The 19,423-nt window shown below is 71.9% G+C and carries 14 protein-coding genes; 7 read left to right on the top strand and 7 right to left on the bottom strand.

All coding sequences use genetic code 11. The annotated features are described in order from the left end of the window. Positions 1-41 precede the first annotated feature (41 nt). Positions 42-5,099: an NAD-glutamate dehydrogenase gene (locus D7147_RS19255; RefSeq protein ID WP_120679562.1), complete on the top strand. Its 5,058-nt coding sequence runs from the start codon at positions 42-44 to the stop codon at positions 5,097-5,099. 62 nt (positions 5,100-5,161) lie between these two features. On the opposite strand, the gene D7147_RS19260 is transcribed toward D7147_RS19255, so the two are convergent. The 7 genes from D7147_RS19260 to D7147_RS19290 all read right to left on the bottom strand — a co-directional run bounded on the left by D7147_RS19260 (position 5,162) and on the right by D7147_RS19290 (position 11,811). Next, on the bottom strand, positions 5,162-5,860 hold the full coding sequence (locus D7147_RS19260) for a class F sortase (protein WP_120679564.1): 699 nt from the start codon (positions 5,858-5,860) through the stop codon (positions 5,162-5,164). Continuing rightward, positions 5,844-7,082 (bottom strand): putative sodium/potassium/calcium exchanger, encoded by a 1,239-nt coding sequence (locus D7147_RS19265; protein WP_120679905.1) that lies wholly within the window; start codon positions 7,080-7,082, stop codon positions 5,844-5,846. Before D7147_RS19265 ends, D7147_RS19260 begins: the two co-directional genes overlap by 17 nt. A gap of 323 nt (positions 7,083-7,405) precedes the next feature. Then, positions 7,406-7,789, bottom strand: coding sequence for a hypothetical protein (locus D7147_RS19270; RefSeq protein WP_120679566.1), 384 nt, complete (start codon positions 7,787-7,789; stop codon positions 7,406-7,408). 146 nt (positions 7,790-7,935) lie between these two features. Next, on the bottom strand, positions 7,936-8,286 hold the full coding sequence (locus D7147_RS19275; protein ID WP_120679568.1) for a hypothetical protein: 351 nt from the start codon (positions 8,284-8,286) through the stop codon (positions 7,936-7,938). Between the two features lie 16 nt (positions 8,287-8,302). After that, positions 8,303-9,961 carry a sodium:solute symporter family protein gene (locus D7147_RS19280; RefSeq protein WP_120679570.1) on the bottom strand — a complete coding sequence of 553 codons (1,659 nt, stop codon included), beginning with the start codon at positions 9,959-9,961 and terminating at the stop codon, positions 8,303-8,305. A gap of 143 nt (positions 9,962-10,104) precedes the next feature. Further along, the gene (locus D7147_RS33720; RefSeq protein WP_120679572.1) at positions 10,105-11,148 is read right to left on the bottom strand and encodes a hypothetical protein; all 1,044 of its coding nucleotides are present in this window, start codon (positions 11,146-11,148) and stop codon (positions 10,105-10,107) included. 12 nt (positions 11,149-11,160) lie between these two features. Continuing rightward, positions 11,161-11,811 carry a hypothetical protein gene (locus D7147_RS19290; protein WP_120679574.1) on the bottom strand — a complete coding sequence of 217 codons (651 nt, stop codon included), beginning with the start codon at positions 11,809-11,811 and terminating at the stop codon, positions 11,161-11,163. 558 nt (positions 11,812-12,369) lie between these two features. Here D7147_RS19290 and D7147_RS19295 point away from each other — a divergent pair. The 6 genes from D7147_RS19295 to D7147_RS19320 all read left to right on the top strand — a co-directional run bounded on the left by D7147_RS19295 (position 12,370) and on the right by D7147_RS19320 (position 19,305). Then, entirely contained in the window at positions 12,370-14,781 is a 2,412-nt protein-coding gene (locus D7147_RS19295) for a sensor histidine kinase (RefSeq protein ID WP_120679576.1), read from the top strand. Beyond that, a complete protein-coding gene (locus D7147_RS19300; RefSeq protein WP_120679578.1) occupies positions 14,781-15,203 on the top strand; it encodes a roadblock/LC7 domain-containing protein in 423 nt (140 codons plus the stop codon). The genes D7147_RS19295 and D7147_RS19300 overlap by 1 nt, the downstream gene beginning before the upstream one ends. Next, positions 15,193-15,579, top strand: coding sequence for a DUF742 domain-containing protein (locus D7147_RS19305; RefSeq protein WP_120679907.1), 387 nt, complete (start codon positions 15,193-15,195; stop codon positions 15,577-15,579). Before D7147_RS19300 ends, D7147_RS19305 begins: the two co-directional genes overlap by 11 nt. Continuing rightward, positions 15,560-16,162 (top strand): GTP-binding protein, encoded by a 603-nt coding sequence (locus D7147_RS19310; RefSeq protein WP_120679580.1) that lies wholly within the window; start codon positions 15,560-15,562, stop codon positions 16,160-16,162. The genes D7147_RS19305 and D7147_RS19310 overlap by 20 nt, the downstream gene beginning before the upstream one ends. 207 nt (positions 16,163-16,369) lie before the next feature. Further along, positions 16,370-17,407 (top strand): lactonase family protein, encoded by a 1,038-nt coding sequence (locus D7147_RS19315; protein ID WP_120679582.1) that lies wholly within the window; start codon positions 16,370-16,372, stop codon positions 17,405-17,407. A 146-nt stretch (positions 17,408-17,553) separates the two neighbouring features. Further along, positions 17,554-19,305 carry a substrate-binding domain-containing protein gene (locus tag D7147_RS19320; protein ID WP_199716808.1) on the top strand — a complete coding sequence of 584 codons (1,752 nt, stop codon included), beginning with the start codon at positions 17,554-17,556 and terminating at the stop codon, positions 19,303-19,305. The last annotated feature ends 118 nt before the right edge of the window (positions 19,306-19,423 follow it).

Below are 19,423 nucleotides of genomic sequence, written 5' to 3' on the forward strand. Positions count from 1 at the left end.
GTGACCCACAATGCGGTGGGTCGTCGAGGGGAGTGGCACCGATGGACCGGCGTCCGGCGATCAAACCGGAATCCGACCTCCGGCTGAACGACACCGGCGGGAACGACGACAGCTTCGATTCGGCGACCGACGGGGACGGCTACGGCCGGCTCGACACGGGCGTCACCGGGCTGACCGGGTCGAGCATCGACACCATCTACGAGCTCGGCCTGCCGACGGAGGCGCTGGCCGACGACGTGGAGGACGCCGAGCTCGACGAACCCGTACCCAACGCGGAGCGTCTGGTGGCCCAGGCGGTCGCGCTCGCGGGGGACGACCAGGACGCGGCGACGCTGGTCAGCCGTTTCTGGCGGTTCGCGCCGGACGAGGAGCTGATCGGCTTCACCGCCGAGGAGATGCTCGACGCGGCGCGCGCGCACCGGGACCTGGCGCAGCAGCGGGTGCCCGGCGAGCTGAAGCTGCGCATCCACGAGCCGGACGCCGAGCAGCACCACACCGTGGTCGAGATCGTCGTCGACGACATGCCCTTCCTGGTCGACTCGGTGACGGCGCTGCTCAACTCGCACCATCTCGACGTCCACCTGCTGGTCCACCCGCTGGTCGTGGTGCGCCGGGAGCCACTGGGTCGGCTGGCTGAGGTCTCCGCGGACGTCGAGCCGGACGACGCGATCGCCGGCGACCTGGTCGAGAGCTGGATGCGGATCGAGATCGATCCGGTCCGGGACGCCGCCGAGCGGGACCGGATCCGCCGGGAGCTGCAGCGGGTCCTCACCGACGTCCGCGAGGCGGTGGAGGACTGGCCCAAGATGCGGCAGCGGGCCCTGGCGCTCGCCGACGAGTTGGCCGCCGCCCGCACCAGTGACAACCGGCCGCCGGTGCCGGAGAAGGACATCACCGACTCGGTCGAGCTGCTGCGGTGGCTCGCCCACGACCACTTCACCTTCCTCGGCTACCGCGAGTACCGGCTGGTCGACACCCCCCAGGGCGGTCAGGCGCTGGAGGCGGTGCTCGGCACCGGGCTCGGCATCCTGCGGCAGGACGCGCCGGAGGCGCGGGCGCTGTCGTCGATGACGCCCGAAGCCCACGAGAAGGTGCTGGAGAAGCGCCTCCTGATCATCACGAAGGCGAACTCGCGGGCCACCGTGCACCGGTCGGCGTACCTGGACTACATCGGCTTCAAGATCTTCGACGAGGCCGGCCAGGTGGTCGGGGAGCGGCGCTTCCTGGGCCTCTTCTCGACGGCCGCGTACCGCACCAGCGTGCGGGAGCTGCCGGTGGTCCGCCGCAAGGTCGCCGAGGTGCTCGAACGCTCGGGCCTCAGCCGGCGCAGCCACTCCGGCAAGGACCTGCTCCAGATCCTGGAGACCTACCCGCGCGACGAGCTCTTCCAGATCAAGACCGACGACCTCTACCACGCGGTGATCGGTGTCCTGCGGATGGCCGGACGCCGGCAGCTGCGGGTGTTCCTGCGCAAGGACGCCTACGGGCGGTTCATCTCCTGCCTGATCTACCTGCCGCGGGACCGGTTCACCACCCAGAACCGGCTGCGCATGCAGGACATCCTGCTGCGCGAGCTGAACGGCGTGGGGGTGGACTACACCACCCGGGTCACCGAGTCGATGCTCGCCCGGGTGCACTTCATCGTCCGCACCGACCCGACGAACCCGCCCGGCGACATCGACGCCGACCTGCTCGCCGAGGAACTCGCCGACGCGACCCGGCTCTGGGACGACGACTACCGGCTGGTGCTGGAGCGCAAGCTCGGCGACGAGCAGGCCAAGCACCTCTTCGCCCGGTACGCCGACGCGTTCCCGGAGGGCTACAAGGACGGCCACACGCCGTACGAGGCGATGAAGGACCTGGCCAAGCTGGAGCTGCTCGAGGAGCCCGGCCAGCTGGAGATGCACCTGTTCCGCAAGCAGTCCGCCCCGCGGGCGGGGGCGCGGGCCGGCGCGGACCAGGACGAGTCGATGGACGTCCGGTTCAAGGTCTACCGGTACGGCGAGCCGATGATGCTCTCCGCCGTGCTGCCGGTGTTGCACTCGCTCGGCGTACGGGTGATCGACGAGCATCCGTACGAGGTGGACCGGATCGACGGCCGGATCTGGCTGTACGACTTCGGGTTGCAGCTGCCCGAGGCCCACCAGGAGCTGGCCGAGGTGCGCCCTCACGTGGAGAACGCCTTCGCGGCGGCGTGGCGGGGCGAGGCCGAGGTGGACCGCTTCAACGAGCTGGTGCTGCGCGCCGGGTTGACCTGGCGGCAGGTGGTGGTGCTCCGGGCCTACGCGAAGTACCTGCGGCAGGCCGGCACGGTCTTCTCGCAGGACTACATGGAGCAGACCTTCATCGCGTACCCGCGCATCGCCGAGCTGCTGGTCCAGCTCTTCGAGACCCGTTTCGCGCCCGGCGAACCCGACACCGGGCAGCGCCAGGAGCGCAGCGCCGAGCTGGTGGAGAGCATCCGTACGGCGCTCGACGAGGTGGCCAGCCTCGACCAGGACCGGATCCTGCGCTCGTACCTGACGCTGATCCAGGCGACCCTGCGGACCAGCTTCTACCAGCGGCGCACCGACGGGCGGCCCAAGTCGTACGTGGCGTTCAAGCTCGACCCGCAGGCCCTTCCGGACCTGCCGGCGCCCCGGCCGAAGTTCGAGATCTTCGTGTACTCGCCCCGGTTCGAGGGTGTCCACCTGCGCTTCGGCTCGGTGGCCCGCGGTGGTCTGCGCTGGTCCGACCGGCGGGAGGACTTCCGCACCGAGGTGCTGGGCCTGGTCAAGGCGCAGATGGTGAAGAACACCGTCATCGTGCCGGTCGGCGCCAAGGGCGGCTTCGTGCTCAAGCAGAAGCCGGGGGACCGGGACGAGGCGGTCGCCTGCTACAAGGAGTTCATCTCCGGGCTGCTCGACGTGACCGACAACATCGTCGGCGGGCAGATCGTGCCGCCGGAGGACGTGGTCCGGCACGACGGCGACGACCCGTACATGGTGGTCGCGGCGGACAAGGGCACCGCCACCTTCTCCGACATCGCCAACGAGATCTCCACGGCGCACAACTTCTGGCTCGGTGACGCGTTCGCCTCCGGTGGCTCGGCCGGATACGACCACAAGAAGATGGGCATCACCGCCCGGGGCGCCTGGGAGTCCGTGAAGCGGCACTTCCGGGAGCTGGGGCACGACACCCAGAGCGAGGACTTCACCGTGGTCGGCGTCGGCGACATGTCCGGCGACGTCTTCGGTAACGGAATGCTCCTCTCGGAGCACATCCGGTTGGTGGCCGCCTTCGACCACCGGCACATCATCCTCGACCCGGAACCGGACGCGGCCACGTCGTACGCCGAGCGGAAGCGGCTCTTCGACCTGCCCCGCTCGTCGTGGGAGGACTACAACGCGGAGTTGATCTCGGCGGGGGGCGGCATCTACCCGCGTACCGCCAAGTCCATCCCGATCTCGCCGCAGATCCGGGTGCGGCTCGGCCTGGACGACGGCGTGAACCAGCTCTCGCCGCAGGAGCTGATGCGGGCGATCCTGACCGCGCCGGTGGACCTGCTCTGGAACGGCGGCATCGGCACGTACGTCAAGGCCTCCAGCCAGACCGACGCGGAGGTGGGCGACAAGTCCAACGACGCGATCCGGGTCGACGGCAGGAGCCTGCGCTGCCGGGTCGTCGGTGAGGGCGGCAACCTGGGCTTCACCCAGCTCGGCCGGATCGAGTACGCCTTGACCGGTGGTCGCATCTACACCGACTTCATCGACAACGCGGCCGGCGTGGACACCTCCGACCACGAGGTGAACATCAAGATCCTGCTCAACACCGCGGTCGCCGACGAGGAGCTGACCACGGCGGCGCGGGACGAGCTGCTCGCCGAGATGACCGACGAGGTCGCGGAGCTGGTGCTGCGGGACAACTACGACCAGGCCCGGGCGATCAACAACGCCCAGGCGCAGGCCGCGTCCCTGCTGCCGGTGCACCGGCGGATGATCAACGACCTGGAGCGCTCGGGTGCGCTCGACCGGTCGCTGGAGGCGTTGCCACCGGACGAGGAGCTCGCGGTCCGGGTGGAGTCCGGACTGACCGCTCCGGAGTTCGCGGTGCTGCTCGCGTACGTCAAGATCGTCCTCGAGCGGGACATCCTCGCCGACGGGCTCGCCGACGAGGAGTGGACGACCGACGTCCTGGTCAACTACTTCCCGACGCCGATGCGCGAGCGGTTCGCCGACCGGATGGCCCGGCACCGGCTCCGCCGGGACATCGTGACCACGGTGCTGGTGAACGAGGCGATCAACCGGGGCGGCATCTCGTTCGTGTTCCGGGTGACGGAGGAGACGGCGGCCTCGGCGGCCGACGTGATCCGGGCGTACGTGGTGGTCCGTGAGGTCTTCGGGCTGGGGGAGCTCTGGGACGCGGTCGAGGCCCTGGACAACAAGGTCTCGCCGGAGTTGCAGACCAGCGTCTACCTGGACACCCGCCGGCTGCTCGACCGGGCGGTGCGGTGGCTGGTCACCAACCGTCGCTCGCCGATCGACGTACCGGCGGAGATCCGCCGGCTCCGCGACGGCGTGGCGCGGCTGCTGCCCGGCCTGGAGAGCCTCTTCTACGGCAGCGAGCGGGAGGCCATCACGGCCCACATCGACTCGATGACGGAGCGGGGCCTGCCGCGCGAGCTGGCCGAGCAGGCGACCCGGCTGATGTACAGCTTCGGCCTGCTGGACGTGGTGGAGACGGCGGCGAACCGGCGACGGGACGTCGGCGAGGTGGCTCCGGTCTACTTCGTGCTCTCCGACCTCTTCCGGGTGGACTCGCTGCTGTCGAAGATCTCCCTGCTGCCGCGGGAGGACCGGTGGCAGACGCTGGCCCGGATGGCGCTGCGCTACGACCTGTACGCCGCGCTGGCCGCGCTCACCGCCGAGGTGCTCGACTCGACGCCGGACGACCTGTCGCCGCAGGAGCGGGTGCAGCAGTGGGAGAAGTCGAACTCGACCTCCATCCACCGGACCCGGCGGGCGATGGGCGAGTTCGACGAGTCCCGGGCGGATCTCGCCGCGCTGTCAGTGCTGCTGCGCCAGATCCGCACCCTGGTGCGGACCTCCGCCGCGGCCTGACCGGGGACCGCACGTGATCCGGCCGGTCGGGGCATCCCGACCGGCCGGATCCTGCCCTCTCCTCAGCCGACCAGGCTGGCGAAGACGATCACGTTGTTCAGGTAGCTGCGTGCGGTCTCGTCGAACTGGCCGCCGCAGGTGACCACCCGTAGTCCGGGCCGTTCGCTCGGCCCGTAGACCAACTCGGTCGGGAACTGGTCCTTCGGGTACGACTTGACCGAGTCGACGCGGAACGTGGCCGGCCGCCCGTCCGACCGGTTGACCGTGACCGTGTCACCGGGTTGCATCGCGCCCAGGTCGAAGAAGACCGCGGGGCCCATCGCGGCCGAGTCCACGTGACCGACGATGACCGCGTTGCCGACCTCGCCGGGGCTCGGCCCCGGCTCGTACCAGCCCGCGCGGTCGGCCTGCTCCAGCGGAGGCACCTGTACCGTTCCGTCCGGGTTGGTCCCGAGCGACATGATCTGTGCGTCCACCCCGATCCGGGGGATCGCGATGGTGGTGGGCGTCGCGCGGGGAAGTCCGGTGGGCGCTGGGTCCCCCTCGGCCGGCTGGTCCGCCTCGGCCAGTTGGCTCGGCTCGGGGCCGGCCTGGGCCAGGGGCTGGGGCGGGCGGGGCGCGGAGGCGGTCGTCATAGAGGCGCCGATCATGCCGACGCCGGCCATGGCGAGCAGGACGACGACAACGGTGCCGGCGGCACGCCACGGTTTCCCGTGACGGCCGCCGGCCCTTGTCGCCGTCGCGTCAGGCGACCGACTCATCGGTCCGCCGACGACGCATCAGCACGATCCCGCCCAGGGCGGCGGCGCCGAGCAGGCTCGCACCCCCGGCGGCCAGGTTCATGTCGGTGCCGCCGGCCACGCCGCCGTCACCACCGTCGACCCCACCGCGCGGCAGGACGACCAGCTCGCCCTCGCCGCAGGAGCCCTTCAGCTCGTAGCGGCCGGGCTTGGCGTCCTTGTCGACCTTGGCCTCGCCGTAGTAGACGAAGTCACGCTTGTGCTCCCAGCCCTTGTCGCCGCCTTCGCGGGACTCCTCGCCGTTCCAGCCGCTCTCGCTGCCGCCGTTCTCCCACGAGCGCTTCTCTTCGTGGTCGCGGGACTCCTCGTCCTTCTTCGAGTCCGAGCCGTACTCCGACCCGTTCTCCGAGCCGTACTCGCTGCCGCCGTTCTCCCACGAGCCGTTCTCCTCGTGGCTGCGGGACTCCTCGTCCTTCTTGTCGTCCTTCTTCTTGTCGTCCTTCTTGTCGCCGTGCTCCTCGCGGCCCGCGTCCTGGCCGTGCTCGTAGCCGTTCCAGTCCTTGCGGTCCTCGTTCTTGCGGTCTTCGTCCTTGCGGTCCTCGTGCTTGCGGTCCTCTTCCTTCTTGGGGTCGTCGGCGGCCGCGCCCTGACCACCGTTCGCCGAAGTCCGCTCGCCGTTCTGCCAGTCGCCGCCGTTCTCGCTGCCTTCGTAGTCACGACCCGAGTCGTCCCGAGCCTCGTGCTCACGACCCTTGTCGTCCTTGCCCTTGTCGTCCTTGCCGTGCTCGTCCTTGCCGTGCTCGTCCTTGCCGTGCTCGTCCTTGCCGTGCTCGTCCTTGCCGTGCTCGTCCTTGCCCTTGTCGTCCTTGCCGTGCTCGTCCTTGCCGTTCTGGTCCTTGCCGTGCTCGTCCTTGTCGTCCTTGCCGTGCTCGTCCTTGCGGTTGTCGTCCTTGCCGTGCTCGTCGCCCCGGTCCTCGCGCCGGTCGTCCTTCACGGGCTTGAGGTCGACCTTGCCGGTGACCTTCGACCACACGAAGGCGTGCTCCTGCTTCTCGGAGCAGATCTCGAGGAGCTTGACCTCTTCGCCGGCCTTCACGACGTGCGGCTTGGCCAGGACCTTCCCGTCCCGGTCCTTGCCGTCGTGGTGCCCGTCCGCGAGCGCGACTCCGGGGGTGAAAACCAGGAGGGACGCCCCACCGAGGGCGGCGCCCGCGACGATCTTCCCGAGCATCTTCTTAGCCATGACCTGCGTCACTCCATCCCTGTTGTCCTGAACTCGGCGCACCCGAGCTGAGACTGACGTTAGACCGTTTCATGACTTATGAAGGGAAAGATTCGTGTTTCTACGTTTATGCGGTGTAAGCACTTGGCGGGTGGTACGCGGCTTTCGCTCCCAGCGGTGTCACTCGGGAGGGTTGGTGCCGTGCTGTCCGCGCCTGCGCTCTCCCCACGGCTTGGGCGGGCCTGGGTGATTTGGCCAGGTCCGAATTCGGGCACGGCGCACGACAAGGCCCCTGCCCGACCGCATCTCGCGTCGGGCAGGGGCCTCCTGCTGTCTGCCGAAGGTCAGGGCACGGTGCGCTCCACGGCGGCCTGGCCCAGCTCGTCGAGGTCCCGGCGGGCCCGTTCGAGGTTCTCCGGGGTGAGGTCCTGCCCCCGGGCCATCACCAGGTCCTCCGGGTCCCAGGGCTGTTCCCCGCCGGTACGGATGTTGTCGCCGCCCGCGCCGGTGCCGGTCCCGGTCGCTCCGGTGCCCGCCGCGTACGGGTCGCCGAGCAGGTCCTCCGTCGAGGCCTCCGGCCCGGTGAGGTCACCCGGTTGGGCGAAGGACGGGTTGTCCCGATCCGCCCCGCCGCCCGTCCGGAGCTGCGGGACGGTGCTGTCGTCGTCCACCGCCGCGGCCATCTCCGGGCTCTCCTCCAGCGGCGGTTGGCGGTCACGATCGCTCATGCTGCTGCCCTCCTGTCCCGAGGCGCCTCTCACGCGTTGCCTGATCCGATCGCGTACCCCGCGGGCGGCCCGTCATGCCCGGTGCGCCGCGGGGTGTTCGCGCCGGCCCGCTGGAACGAACCCGAGCCAGGCCCGGACTCGGCTGGTCAGGACCGGGCCGTGGAGTCGGCCCCGGGGTCGTCCGGCTGGCCGGCCACCCGCTCCCGCTCCCCGGTGGCGGGCGGCTCGGCGGGGCGCAGCCACTGCCAGAGCAGCATGAGCAGGCCGAAGGCGAGCATCGCGAGACCCGCCCAGAGGTTGATCCGGACGCCCTCCGCCTTGTCGAGCTCGGCCCGGCCGTCGAAGACGCCCATCAGGGTGACGATCACTCCGTACACCGCGAAGAGACCACCGATCACCCGGCGGATGTCGAACAGGCGCGCGGCGGCCGAGCGGCGCGCCTCCGTCTCGTCCTCACCGGCCAGCGGATCGCGAGCCGGCTCGCTGCGGTTCTCCATGGCGCCAACACCTTTCCTAGAAGACCGGGATGTAGAGGACGACGGCCAGGGCCAGGGCGATCACGCCGAGCAGCAGCGGGGAGCGGTACCAGGCGGCGTCCCCGGCCAGCACGTCCCCCTTCAGGTCGACGCCGCCCGTGCCGTAGACCAGCCCGCGCAGGTCCTCGTCGCGCTTCGGCCTGGTCAGCGGAGTGAGGATCGCGGCGACCACGGCCACCGTGCCGAAGGCGAGGCCCGCCCCCCAGAAGCTCTCCTCCAGGTCCGAGTTGAAGTGGATCACTCCGGCCCGGTACAGCAGATAGGTCCCGACCGCCACCACGGTGCCGGAGAGCAGCGACCAGAAGCCGGCCAGCGCGGTCATCCGCTTCCAGAACATCCCGATGATGAAGGTGCCGAAGAGCGGGGCGTTGAAGACCGAGAAGAGGGCCTGGATGTAGTTCATGATGTTGCTGAACCCGGCCGCGATGAAGGCGGTGCCGATGCCGATCACGACGGCCCCGATGGTGGCGTACCGGCCGATCCGGAGGTAGTAGTCGTCCGGCCGGTCGCGGCGGACGTAGGCCTGCCAGATGTCGTACGTGAACACGGTGTTGAAGCCGCTCACGTTGGCCGCCATCCCGGCCATGAACGAGGCGAGCAAGCCGGTGACCGCCACCCCCAGCACGCCGTTGGGGAGCAGGTCCCGCATCAACAGCGGGATCGCGTTGTTGTACTGCAGGTCGCCGCTCGACGCGCCCAGGCCCTTCACGGTCACCAGGGCGATCAGACCGGGGATCACGGTGACGACCGGGATCAGCAGCTTCGGGTACGCGGCGATGATCGGCGTACGCCGGGCCGCGCTCATGTTCTTCGCCGACAGCGCGCGCTGCACCTCGGCGAAGTTGGTCGTCCAGTAGCCGAACGAGAGCACGAAACCGAGCCCGAAGACGATGCCGAGCCAGTGCGCCCCGAGCGGATTGGCCGAGCTGCCGGTCTCCTGCCAGGCGTGCAACCCCGCCGCACCGAGCTTCGAGTCGCGGACCGCGTCCATCAGGCCGGAGACGCCGCCGACCTTCACCAGACCGATCACGGTGACCGGGATGAGCCCGGCCAGGATCACGAAGAACTGGAGCACCTCGTTGTAGATCGCGCCGGAGAGGCCGCCGATGGTGATGTAGGCCAGCACGATCGCGGCGCCGACGATGACGGCCACCCAGAGCGGCCAGCCGAGCAGCGCCTGCATGACCAGCGCCAGCGCGTAGAGGTTCACCCCGGCGATCAGCACCTGGGCGACCGCGAAGCTGATCGCGTTCAGCAGGTGGGTCGGGCGGTTGAAGCGCAGCCGCAGGTACTCGGGCACGCTACGAACCCGGGAGCCGTAGTAGAAGGGCATCATCACGATGCCCAGGAAGACCATCGCCGGCACGGCACCGACCCAGTAGTAGTGGAGCGTCATCACGCCGTACTGAGCGCCGTTGGCGGCCATACCGATGATCTCCAAGGCCCCGAGGTTGGCGGAGACGAAGGCCAGGCCGGTCACCCAGGCGGGCAGTGACCGGCCGGAGAGGAAGAAGTCGACGCTCGTGCGGATCGCCCGGCGGGCGGCGAAGCCGACGCCGAGCACCGTGACGAAGTAGAGCGCCAGGAGGACGTAGTCCAAGGCGTTCATGTCGAGCCGAAGTCCGCCGCCGTCCATCCGCGTCACCTCTCGTCCCACCGGTCGCGTCTCGCGGGCGGCCTACTACCCGAGGCCACCGGAGTCCACGCCTGGATCGGAGGTTCACCGGCCGGGAAACACGAAAGCGCCCCGGCCGATGGCCGGGGCGCCCTCGTGGACGGTCAACGACCGAGCACGCGGTCCAGGAAGTCCCGGTAGCGACGGACCGCCATCCGTAGCTCCTCGGTGTCCGCGGAGCCGTCCCCCTGCCAACTGCCGAGGCTGCTCTTCTGCGCCGCCAGCGCCGCGGAGAGCGCCTCGATGGCCTCCTCGACGAGCGCCTCGGCGTGGCCGGCCGCGGCCCGTGGGTCGTCCACGAAGCGCAGCTGGACGTCCCGCCAGCGATCGCGGAACCCCTGCGCGGTCAGCGCGTCGAAGAGGCTCGCCGGCTCGGCGGCCACGGTGGAGCCGGCCGGTCGGGCGGTTCCCGCCGAGGCGAGGGTGCCGGACCGGCCGGCCGGGGCGGAGCCCGGCATCTCGTGCCCCGTGGAGCGGGTGGGATCGGCGTCGGGCGAGACCGCGTCCGGGTCGACCGCCCCGGGGACGGGGCTGCCGTAGCCGGCCGCGTCGACCGTTCCCGCGTCGGGGTCGCCGCCGGACGCGGTCAGGTCCGCCCGTCGCTCCGGACCGCCCTCGACCGCGCCGGGTGGCACGACGGTGCGCGTCGCCGACGGGTCCGTCCGGACCGCCCCGGACGCGGCCGACGCGGTGACCGAGGTGCCCCGGCGGTGCAGTTCGGCCGTCGGATCGGCCCGCGGGCCCTCGCGGGTGCCCTCCTCGGCGCCGTCGCCCGGTCGCGCCGTCCGCTCCTCCCGGGCGTCCGGCTCGTCCTCCGGACGTGGGCTGGCGAGTGCGGACGCGGCGACGGCGCCGGCCACCGTGGGGGCGCCGAGGGCGGTCGGCACCGGCCCCGGCTCGTGGAAGCCGCCCTCACCGGCGTCCCGCTGCGCCGTTCGGGCGACCCGGGTGTCGTCGTCGGCGTCGGTCCGCCCGGTCCGGGCGTCGTCGCCGGTCACCGACGGATCGTCGAACGTGCCCCGGTCGTCCAGCGCGTCCTCCGGCACCTCCGTCCGCCCACCACCGTCGCCGCCGGGCGGCACGGGTACCGGGGCGGACCGGACGGCCTCGGGCTGGTCGTTGCTCACCTGCTGCTTGTCCTGGCGCATCGCGGTGCCTCCTCAGCGGTTGGTGGCGTCGTGGGCCTGCTCCGGGCGGCGCTGCGCCGGGGGCTCCGCCTCTGACGCGCGGGGCTCGGGGTGCTCCTCCGGCCGGCGCTGCTCCGGTGGCCGGGGATGCACCGGCTCCTCGCCGAGCAGGTCGGCGAAGAGCGAGCGGTAGTGCACGACGGCCTGCCGCAGCTCCTCGGTGTCGGCCTCGCCCCGGCTGTTGCGCAGGTGGATCTCGTGCGCGTCCCGGTAGTGGGTGAGCGTGCGGGCGTGCTCGACGGAGAGATGGGCGATCTGGTCGGAGAAGTCACCGGTGGGGTACCCGGGCTCGGCGATCAGCCGGGTGACCAGTTCGTCCGCGTCGCCGACGGCGTCGGCCGGGGAGTCGACGAAGCGGACCTGGAGCTCCTCCCAGGCGGCGGTGTAGCGGGCCCGGGACTCCGGGGTGAGCGGGGTGAGCGCCAACTCCGAGTGCCGGCGTTCCCGCTCGCGCAACTCCCGCTCGGCGGCCGCGCGGCTGTCCCGTTCGGCGACCACCCGGTCGTACTCCGGGCCGAACCGGTTGCGCAACGACCGCCGGCGCGCCGACGAGCGAGCGGCGACGGCGATCGCCACGAGCACCAGTACGGCGACGAGGATGACGATTATCTGCGTGGGCGACATGGCTCCTCCTTCGTCACCCGGTATTCCCTCGCCTCACCGATCGCCAATCCCGATCCGCCGTACTTTCCTGGGCGATCCCTGCGCTCCGCCGCGCCGGTACGCCCTCGCTGCGCGGCTTGTCCGGTTTCCGACCTGGAAGTTGCCGATTCCACGGCGACTCCCGGACCGGGGCGGCGGCCGGTGGGGCCGCTCGCCGCACCCGACCTCGTCGAGACCGTGGAGTCGCCGGATCGCGGAGCGCCGGGGGAGCAGCCCTGGGCCAGCGGCGAACCGGGGTCGACGAGGCGGGGTCGACGAGGACCCGGTCCTGGCGTGGCCGGCGTCCGGTCGTGCGGCTCCGACGATCGCCGGTCACCACCGGTCGACCCGCGCCCGCCCGGCTCCACATCGGAGCGTTGTGGTGACCGCAACGGGCGGTAGTGCATCTTGCCGCGATTACGTATCCTGCCCAAGGCGCCCGTGCCGGTGCCCGGCGCCAGGTGCCGGGAGGCTGCCCGGTGGGAGCGCTGCCCGGCCGTCGCCGGCGCTCCTCCTGCCACACCGCCCGGGCGAGGTCCGATGAGAACGCGCGACTGGCCGATCCGCTCGAAGCTGACGGCGCTGGTCGTCGTGCCGGTGACGGCACTGCTGGCACTTTGGATCTTCGCGACCACGCTGACCTTCGGGCCGGCGCTCGACCTGCTCTCCGCCCGTACGTTCCGCTACGACCTGGGCCGCCCCGGCGACGCAGCCGTCGCCGAGCTGCAACGGGAGCGCCGCCTCACCGTCGAGCAGCTCGCCGGCACCAGGCCGCTGCCCGCCCTCGCCGAGCAGCGGGAACGCACCGACCGGGCGCTCGCCGAGCTGCGCCGCCGGGTCACGGGCGAGGAGCTGCGGGACGCCGCGGACGCGTCTCTCCAGGCCCGGATCGACCAACTCGTCACCGCCCTGGACGCGCTCCCCGCCGGCCGGGGCTTCATCGACCAGCGGAGACTGGACCGGGCCGGCGCCTTCGGGCTCTACAACGGGATGATCGGATCGGCCTTCCAGGCGTTCGCCGCCACCGCGACGCTGCCCGAGCCGGAACTCAACCGGGAGTCCCGCGCGTTGACCGAGCTCGGCCGGTCCCGGGAACTGCTCGCGCAGGCCGACGCCCTGCTCAGCGGGGTGGTGACCGCCGGGCGGTACGCCGAGGGGGAGCACGCCCGGCTGGTGCAGATCATCGGCAACCACCGCTTCCTCACCGAGGACGCGGTGGCCGACCTGCCCGCCGCGGAGCGGGCCGCCTACCAACGGCTGACCGAGCAGCCGGCCTTCGCGCGACTACGGGTGATGCAGGACCGCCTGGTCGCCGGAGATTCCCGGACGGTGCCGTCGGTCGACCCGGCCGGCTGGCAGGCCAGCTACGACGAGGTGCAGCAGCAGCTGCGGGAGTACGAGCTGGACGCCGCCGACGGGCTCGCCGACCGCTCGGTGCCGAACGCGATCCGGATCCTCGTCCGGCTCGCCGTCGCCGGGGTGCTCGGGCTGGTCGCCGTCGTCGCCTCGGTGCTGGTCGCGGTGCGGGTCGGCCGGACGCTGGCCCGCCGGCTCAGCGGCGTACGGACCGCGGCCCTGGAGTTGGCCGAAGCGCGACTGCCGGAGGTGGTGACCCGGCTACGGCGGGGCGAACAGGTCGACGTGGCCCGCGAGGCACCCCCGTTGGAGTACGGCGACGACGAGATCGGCCAGGTCGGCCGGGCGTTCAACGAGGTGCAACGCACCGCCATCCGGGCGGCTGTCGACGAGGTCACCCTGCGACGTGGACTCAACGAGGTCTTCCTGAACATCGCCCGGCGCAGCCAGAGCCTGGTGCACCGGCAGCTCGCCCTGCTCGACCGGATGGAGCGGGGCACCGAGGACCCGGACGAGCTGGCCGAGCTCTTCCAGGTGGACCACATCGCCACCCGACTGCGCCGGCACGCCGAGGACCTGGTCATCCTGGCCGGGGCCGCCCCCGGCCGGGGCTGGCGCAATCCGGTCGCGGTCGTGGACCTCGTCCGTGGCGCGATCTCCGAGGTCGAGGCGTACGACCGGGTGGACATCGTGGACGTGCAGCCGGCCGGAGTGCTCGGGCGGGCGGTCGGCGACGTGATCCACCTGCTCGCCGAGCTGATCGAGAACGCCACCGCCTTCTCCCCGCCGGCCACCCGGGTCAGCGTCAACGGTCAGCGGGTGGCCAACGGGTACGCCCTGGAGGTCACCGACCGCGGTCTGGGTATGTCCGACGCCGCGCTGGAGGACGCGGGCCGGCGGCTCGCCCGCTCGCCCGAGTTCGACCCCGCCGAGAGCGCCCGGCTCGGCCTCTTCGTGGTGGCGCGGCTGGCCGCCCGGCACGCCGTACGGGTCAACCTGCGCCGGTCGGAGGCGGGCGGGATCACGGCCGTCGTGCTCATCCCGGCGGAGCTGGTCACCGACGAACCGGCCCCGGGCGTGGGGGACGTCGTCGGCCGGGTGCCCGAGCGTCGCCTGACCGCCGCCCGAAGTGGCGCGGCGCCCCGGCCACGGGTGGCCACGAGCCGCCGCGCCTCCACACCGGTGCCGACGACCGCCGGCTCCGATGCGGTGGCCGAGCAGCTCGCGCCGCCATTGCCCGTCGAGGCGCCGCCCTCGACGGAAGCAGGGGAGACCTCCCCGAGCGACCTGGACGGCCTGCCCCGACGGGTCCGCCGACGGCCCCCGCCCGCCCCCTCGGCGCACCCGGCCGACGACACACCGACGCCGCGTCCGCCCGAGGAGGTGCGCCGGGTGATGGCGGCGTTGCAGGCGGGCACCGCCCGTGGACGCGCCGCGGCGTCGACCGGCCCGGCGCCTGGCATCGGCCCCGACGTGGCCCGTGGGCGCGTGGTGGCGTCGACCGGCCCGGCGCCCGGCACCAGCCCCGACCCGGCCCCGCCGTCCGGCACTCCGATGGCCGGCGGAGAACCGACCGATCCTGAGAGGGACGCCTAGTGCAGCAACCGACGAAGCAGAGCGCCGATCTCGACTGGCTGCTCGACGAGCTGGTGCAACGGGTACCGGCCGCCCGCGAGGCGGTGGTGCTGTCGGCGGACGGGCTGCTCCTCGGCTCCACCGCCGATCTGGACCGGGCCGATGCCGAGCACCTGTGCGCCCTGGCCGCCGGATTCGCCAGCCTGGCCCGCGGCGCGAGCCGGCACGTCGACGGCGGGCCGGTGCGGCAGACCGTGGTGGAGATGGAGTCGGCGTACCTCTTCGTCACCGCCGCCGGGCAGGGCGCCTGCCTCGCCGTCGTCAGCGACGCCGATGCGGACATGGGTCTGGTGGCGTACGAGATGGCGATGCTGGTGATCCGGGTGGGTGAGTACCTCACCGCCCCGGCCCGGCCGTCCGCGGGTGCCGTCGATGCTGGCTGAGCCGCCGCGGCCGCACCACGAGTGGCTGGACGACGCCGCAGGCCCGGTCGTCCGCCCCTACACGCTCACCGGCGGCCGGGTCCGTTCCGCCGCCGACGGGTTCGACCTGGTCGCGTTCATTTTGGCGGGGCCGCAGGCGAACGCGGCCGACCCGCAGCTCGCGCCGGAGCACCGACGACTCGTCGAGCTGACCCACCGGCCGGTGCCGGTGGCGGAGCTGGCGGCCGAGTTGGATCTCGCGGTCGGCGTCGTCCGGGTGCTCCTCGGCGACCTGCTCGCGCGCGGCCTGATCGCGGTGCACGAGCCGCTCACCGCCTCCTCCATTCCCGACGACGACATTCTCAAGGCGGTGGTCAGTGGACTCCGTGCGCTTTGACCGGACGGGCGCCGGTACCCGGGTGCCCCTGGCGCTGAAGATCCTCATCGCCGGTGGGTTCGGCGCCGGCAAGACGACGCTGGTGAGCGCGTTGAGCGAGGTCCGGCCCCTGCAGACCGAGGAGATCCTGACCGGCGCCGGGGCCGACACCGACGACATCTCCGGCGTGGAGGGGAAATCCACCACCACTGTCGCGATGGACTTCGGCCGGATCACCATCAACGAGGACCTCCAGCTCTACCTGTTCGGCACCCCGGGACAGGACCGCTTCTGGTTCCTCTGGGACGAGCTGGCCTTCGGGGCGCTCGGCGCGGTGGTGCTGGCCGACACCCGTCGGCTGTCCGACTGCTTCCCCTCGATCGACTACTTCGAGCAGCGGGGCATCCCGTTCGTCGTGGGGGTGAACTGCTTCGACGGCGCTCGCCAGTACGACCTGGCGACCGTACGTCGCGCACTGGACCTCGACCCGGAGGTGCCCGTGCTGCTCTGCGACGCGCGGGATCGGCAGTCCGGCAAGCTGGTGCTGATCGGCCTGGTCGAGCACGTCGCCCGGCAGCGGGGCGAGCCGGTGCCGGTGGCCTGAGCCTCGCCATTCGCACCGCCGGACGTCGGCCGTCGAAAGCCCGCGGCCGCCCGGCGGCCGTCGAAAGCCCGCGGCCGGAGGTCGGCCGTCGAAGCCTGCTGTTCGGCTGTCCATCGGGAAAGAAATCACGCACCGATGGCTGACCGGGCGGCGACGGGGGAAGTCTCTGGTTGGATCTGACGGAGGCGTCGGCGGAGGGCGGATCAGGTGAACGGTCGGGTTGAGGTCGTCCACATCGGGTGCTACACGGCGGAGAGCGGCGGGCGCGGAATCGGGGTCATGACGGCCCGCCGTGATCCGGCGTCCGGCACGTTGACGCTGCTGGACACCGTCGCGCCGACCGCCTCGCCGTCGTTCCTGGCCCGCCACCCGACCCGGCCCGTGCTGTACGCCGTCAACGAGCTGGCCGACGGGGCGGTCAGTGCGTGGCGGGTGGGTCCGGCCGGGGAGTTGACGCCGCTGGCCAGCCGGGCCACCGGTGGTGCCGAGCCGTGCCACCTGGCCGTGCTCCCGGGCGGTGGTCACCTCGTGGCCGCCAACTACGGCGGCGGCAGCGTCACGGTCTTTCCGCTCGACTCCGCCGGGGTGCCCGGCGAGCGCACCGATCTGGTGGCGCACGAGGGGCACGGTCCGGATCCGCAGCGGCAGGAGCGGGCGCACGCGCACATGGTCTCCCCGGGGCCCGCCGACGGCCCGCTGCTCGCGGTCGACCTCGGAACGGACTCGGTCTACCGGTACGACCTGGACCCCGCCTCGGGCCGGCTGACGCCTCGGGGCGCGCGGCTGCGCACCACGCCCGGCGCGGGCCCTCGACACCTGACCCGCCATCCGGACGGGCGGCGCGTTCACCTGGTGGGCGAGTTGGACGCGACGGTCACCACGTACGAGTTGACGGCCGACGGGTCGCTGCGGGAGCTCAGCCGGGTGAACGCGAGCGGCCGGCCCGGGCACGTGCAGCCGTCGGAGATCGCGGTACGGCCGGACGGGAACTTCCTCTACGTGGCCAATCGTGGCGTCGGCACCGTCGCCGTCTTCGATCTGCGGGGCGACCGGCCGGACCTGGTGGCCGAGGTGGAGACCGGCGGGGAGTGGCCCCGTCACTTCGCGCTGATCGGGGAGCACCTCTACGTGGCCGACGAGCGAGCGCACATGATTCGCACCTTCCGGGTCGACGCGTCGACGGGGGCGCTCGAGCCGGTCGATGAGCCGTTGCCGGTGCCGAGCCCGACGTGTGTGCTGCCCTGAGTCGGGGCGTACGGCGACCGGATCGGCCACACCGCGAGGCCGGTTGGTAACCCTCAGTTCCTAAACGTTGATCAACTGTTTCTCCTCCGTAACTTTCGTCCGAACGGTCATGGCAGTTCAGCCGCTGGGTACGCAAGATTGTCTGCGTGTCTGCAGGCCGCCATCGCATGCGTTCGAAGATTTCCGGAGTCGCCGCCGCCGCATCGGCGACGGCGCTCGTCGTTGTTGCGGCGGGCACCTGGTTCGGTTACCGGGAGTTGATACAACCCGCGTGTTCGGGTCAGATCCAGCTCTCGGTGGCCGTGTCGGCGGAGCTGGCCCCCGCGGTCGACGCCGCCGCCTCACAGTGGGTCGAGGACGGCGCGGCGGTGGGCGGCACCTGTATCGCCGTCAACGTCAGCGCCAGTGAGCCGGTCGACGTCGCGGCGGTGGTCGCCGCCAAGCACGGCGCGGTCCTGGCCGGCGTGGGCCAGGCCAGCGGCACGGCCGTGGCGCCGGACGTCTGGATTCCGGACTCGTCCACCTGGCTGGTCCGGCTCAAGAAGGAGGCGACCGCCTTCGCGCCGACCAACGGCGCGTCGATCGCGCGCAGCCCGGTGGTCGTCGCGATGCCCCAACCGATCGCCATGCGGCTCGACTGGCCGAACGCGAAGCTGAAGTGGACCGACCTGCTCAAGCAGGTGAACAGCAGCAAGCCGCTCTCCACCGGCATCGTCGAGCCCACCCGTGACAGCGCCGGGCTCTCCGGCCTGCTGTCGTTGACCGCGGCCGCGGGCGGCGCGGGCGGCGACCAGGAGACGACTGTCGGCGCGCTACGCGCGTTGGCCACGGGTCGCTCCGCCCTCCGCACCGACCTGCTCGAGCGGTTCCCGAAGTCGACCGATCCGGCGGCGATCGCGAGCGGCCTCGGCGCCGCTGCCCTCTCCGAAGAGGACGTGATCGCCTACAACAAGACGAAGCCGCCGGTCCCGCTGGCCGCGCTCTACCTGGAACCGGCGCCGGCGCCGCTGGACTATCCGTTCGCCGTGCTGCCCGGCGTCGAGCCGGACAAGGCTTCGGCGGCCCGGGTGCTCTTCGAGCTGCTGACCACCGGCGACTTCCGGGACCGGCTGGCCGCGCGCGGGCTGCGGGCGCCGGACGGCAACTGGGGCGCGGGGTTCGAGGCGCCGCAGGGCGCTCCCAGCCCGGCCGGAACGCCGGCCGCGCCGAACGGTGGCGGCACGGCGGCCGGCGGGCTGGACGGCGACTCGATCGACCGGGTCGTCTCCAGCTGGTCCATCGCCACCCAGACCGGCCGGATGCTCGCCGTCATCGACGTCTCCGGCTCGATGAAGGCGGAGGTGCCGGCCGCCAACAACCGCAGCCGCGAGGAGGTCACGGTCGAGGCGGCCCGTCGCGGGCTCGGTCTCTTCGACAACTCGTGGCAGATCGGGCTCTGGACCTTCTCCACCAACCTGGTCGGAACCCGGGACTACAAGGAGTTGGTGGGCATCGCGCCGCTCTCCGGCAACCGGGGCAGGTTGGAGTCGGCGCTGAGCACCATCCGACCGTCCGACGGTGACACCGGCCTCTACGACACCATCCTCGCGGCCTACAAGCGGGTGCAGGGCGACTGGCAGGCGGGCCGGGTGAACTCGGTGGTGCTCTTCACCGACGGCAAGAACGATGACAAGTCCGGCATCTCCCAGGCGAAGCTCCTCGCCGACCTGAAGGGCCTCGCCGACCCGGATCGGCCGGTGCAGGTCATCCTGATCGGCATCGGCGACGGCGTGAGCAAGGCGGAGCTGGACTCGATCACGAAGGTGACCGGTGGCGGAAGCTTCGTCGCCAAGAACCCGACCGAGATCGGGGGCATCTTCCTGAAGGCCATCGCGCTGCGGCCACCGGCGCCGCGCTGACCCGCCGGACAGCCTCGGGGCCCGTCGTACCGCTCGATCGGTACGGCGGGCCCTCTTCCATCCGCGCCCACGGCCAGGAAAAGTGACGGCAATACGTCGCAAGCAATCGGCCACCATG

Source organism: Micromonospora musae, assembly GCF_003626545.1.
GTDB lineage: Bacteria > Actinomycetota > Actinomycetes > Mycobacteriales > Micromonosporaceae > Micromonospora > Micromonospora musae.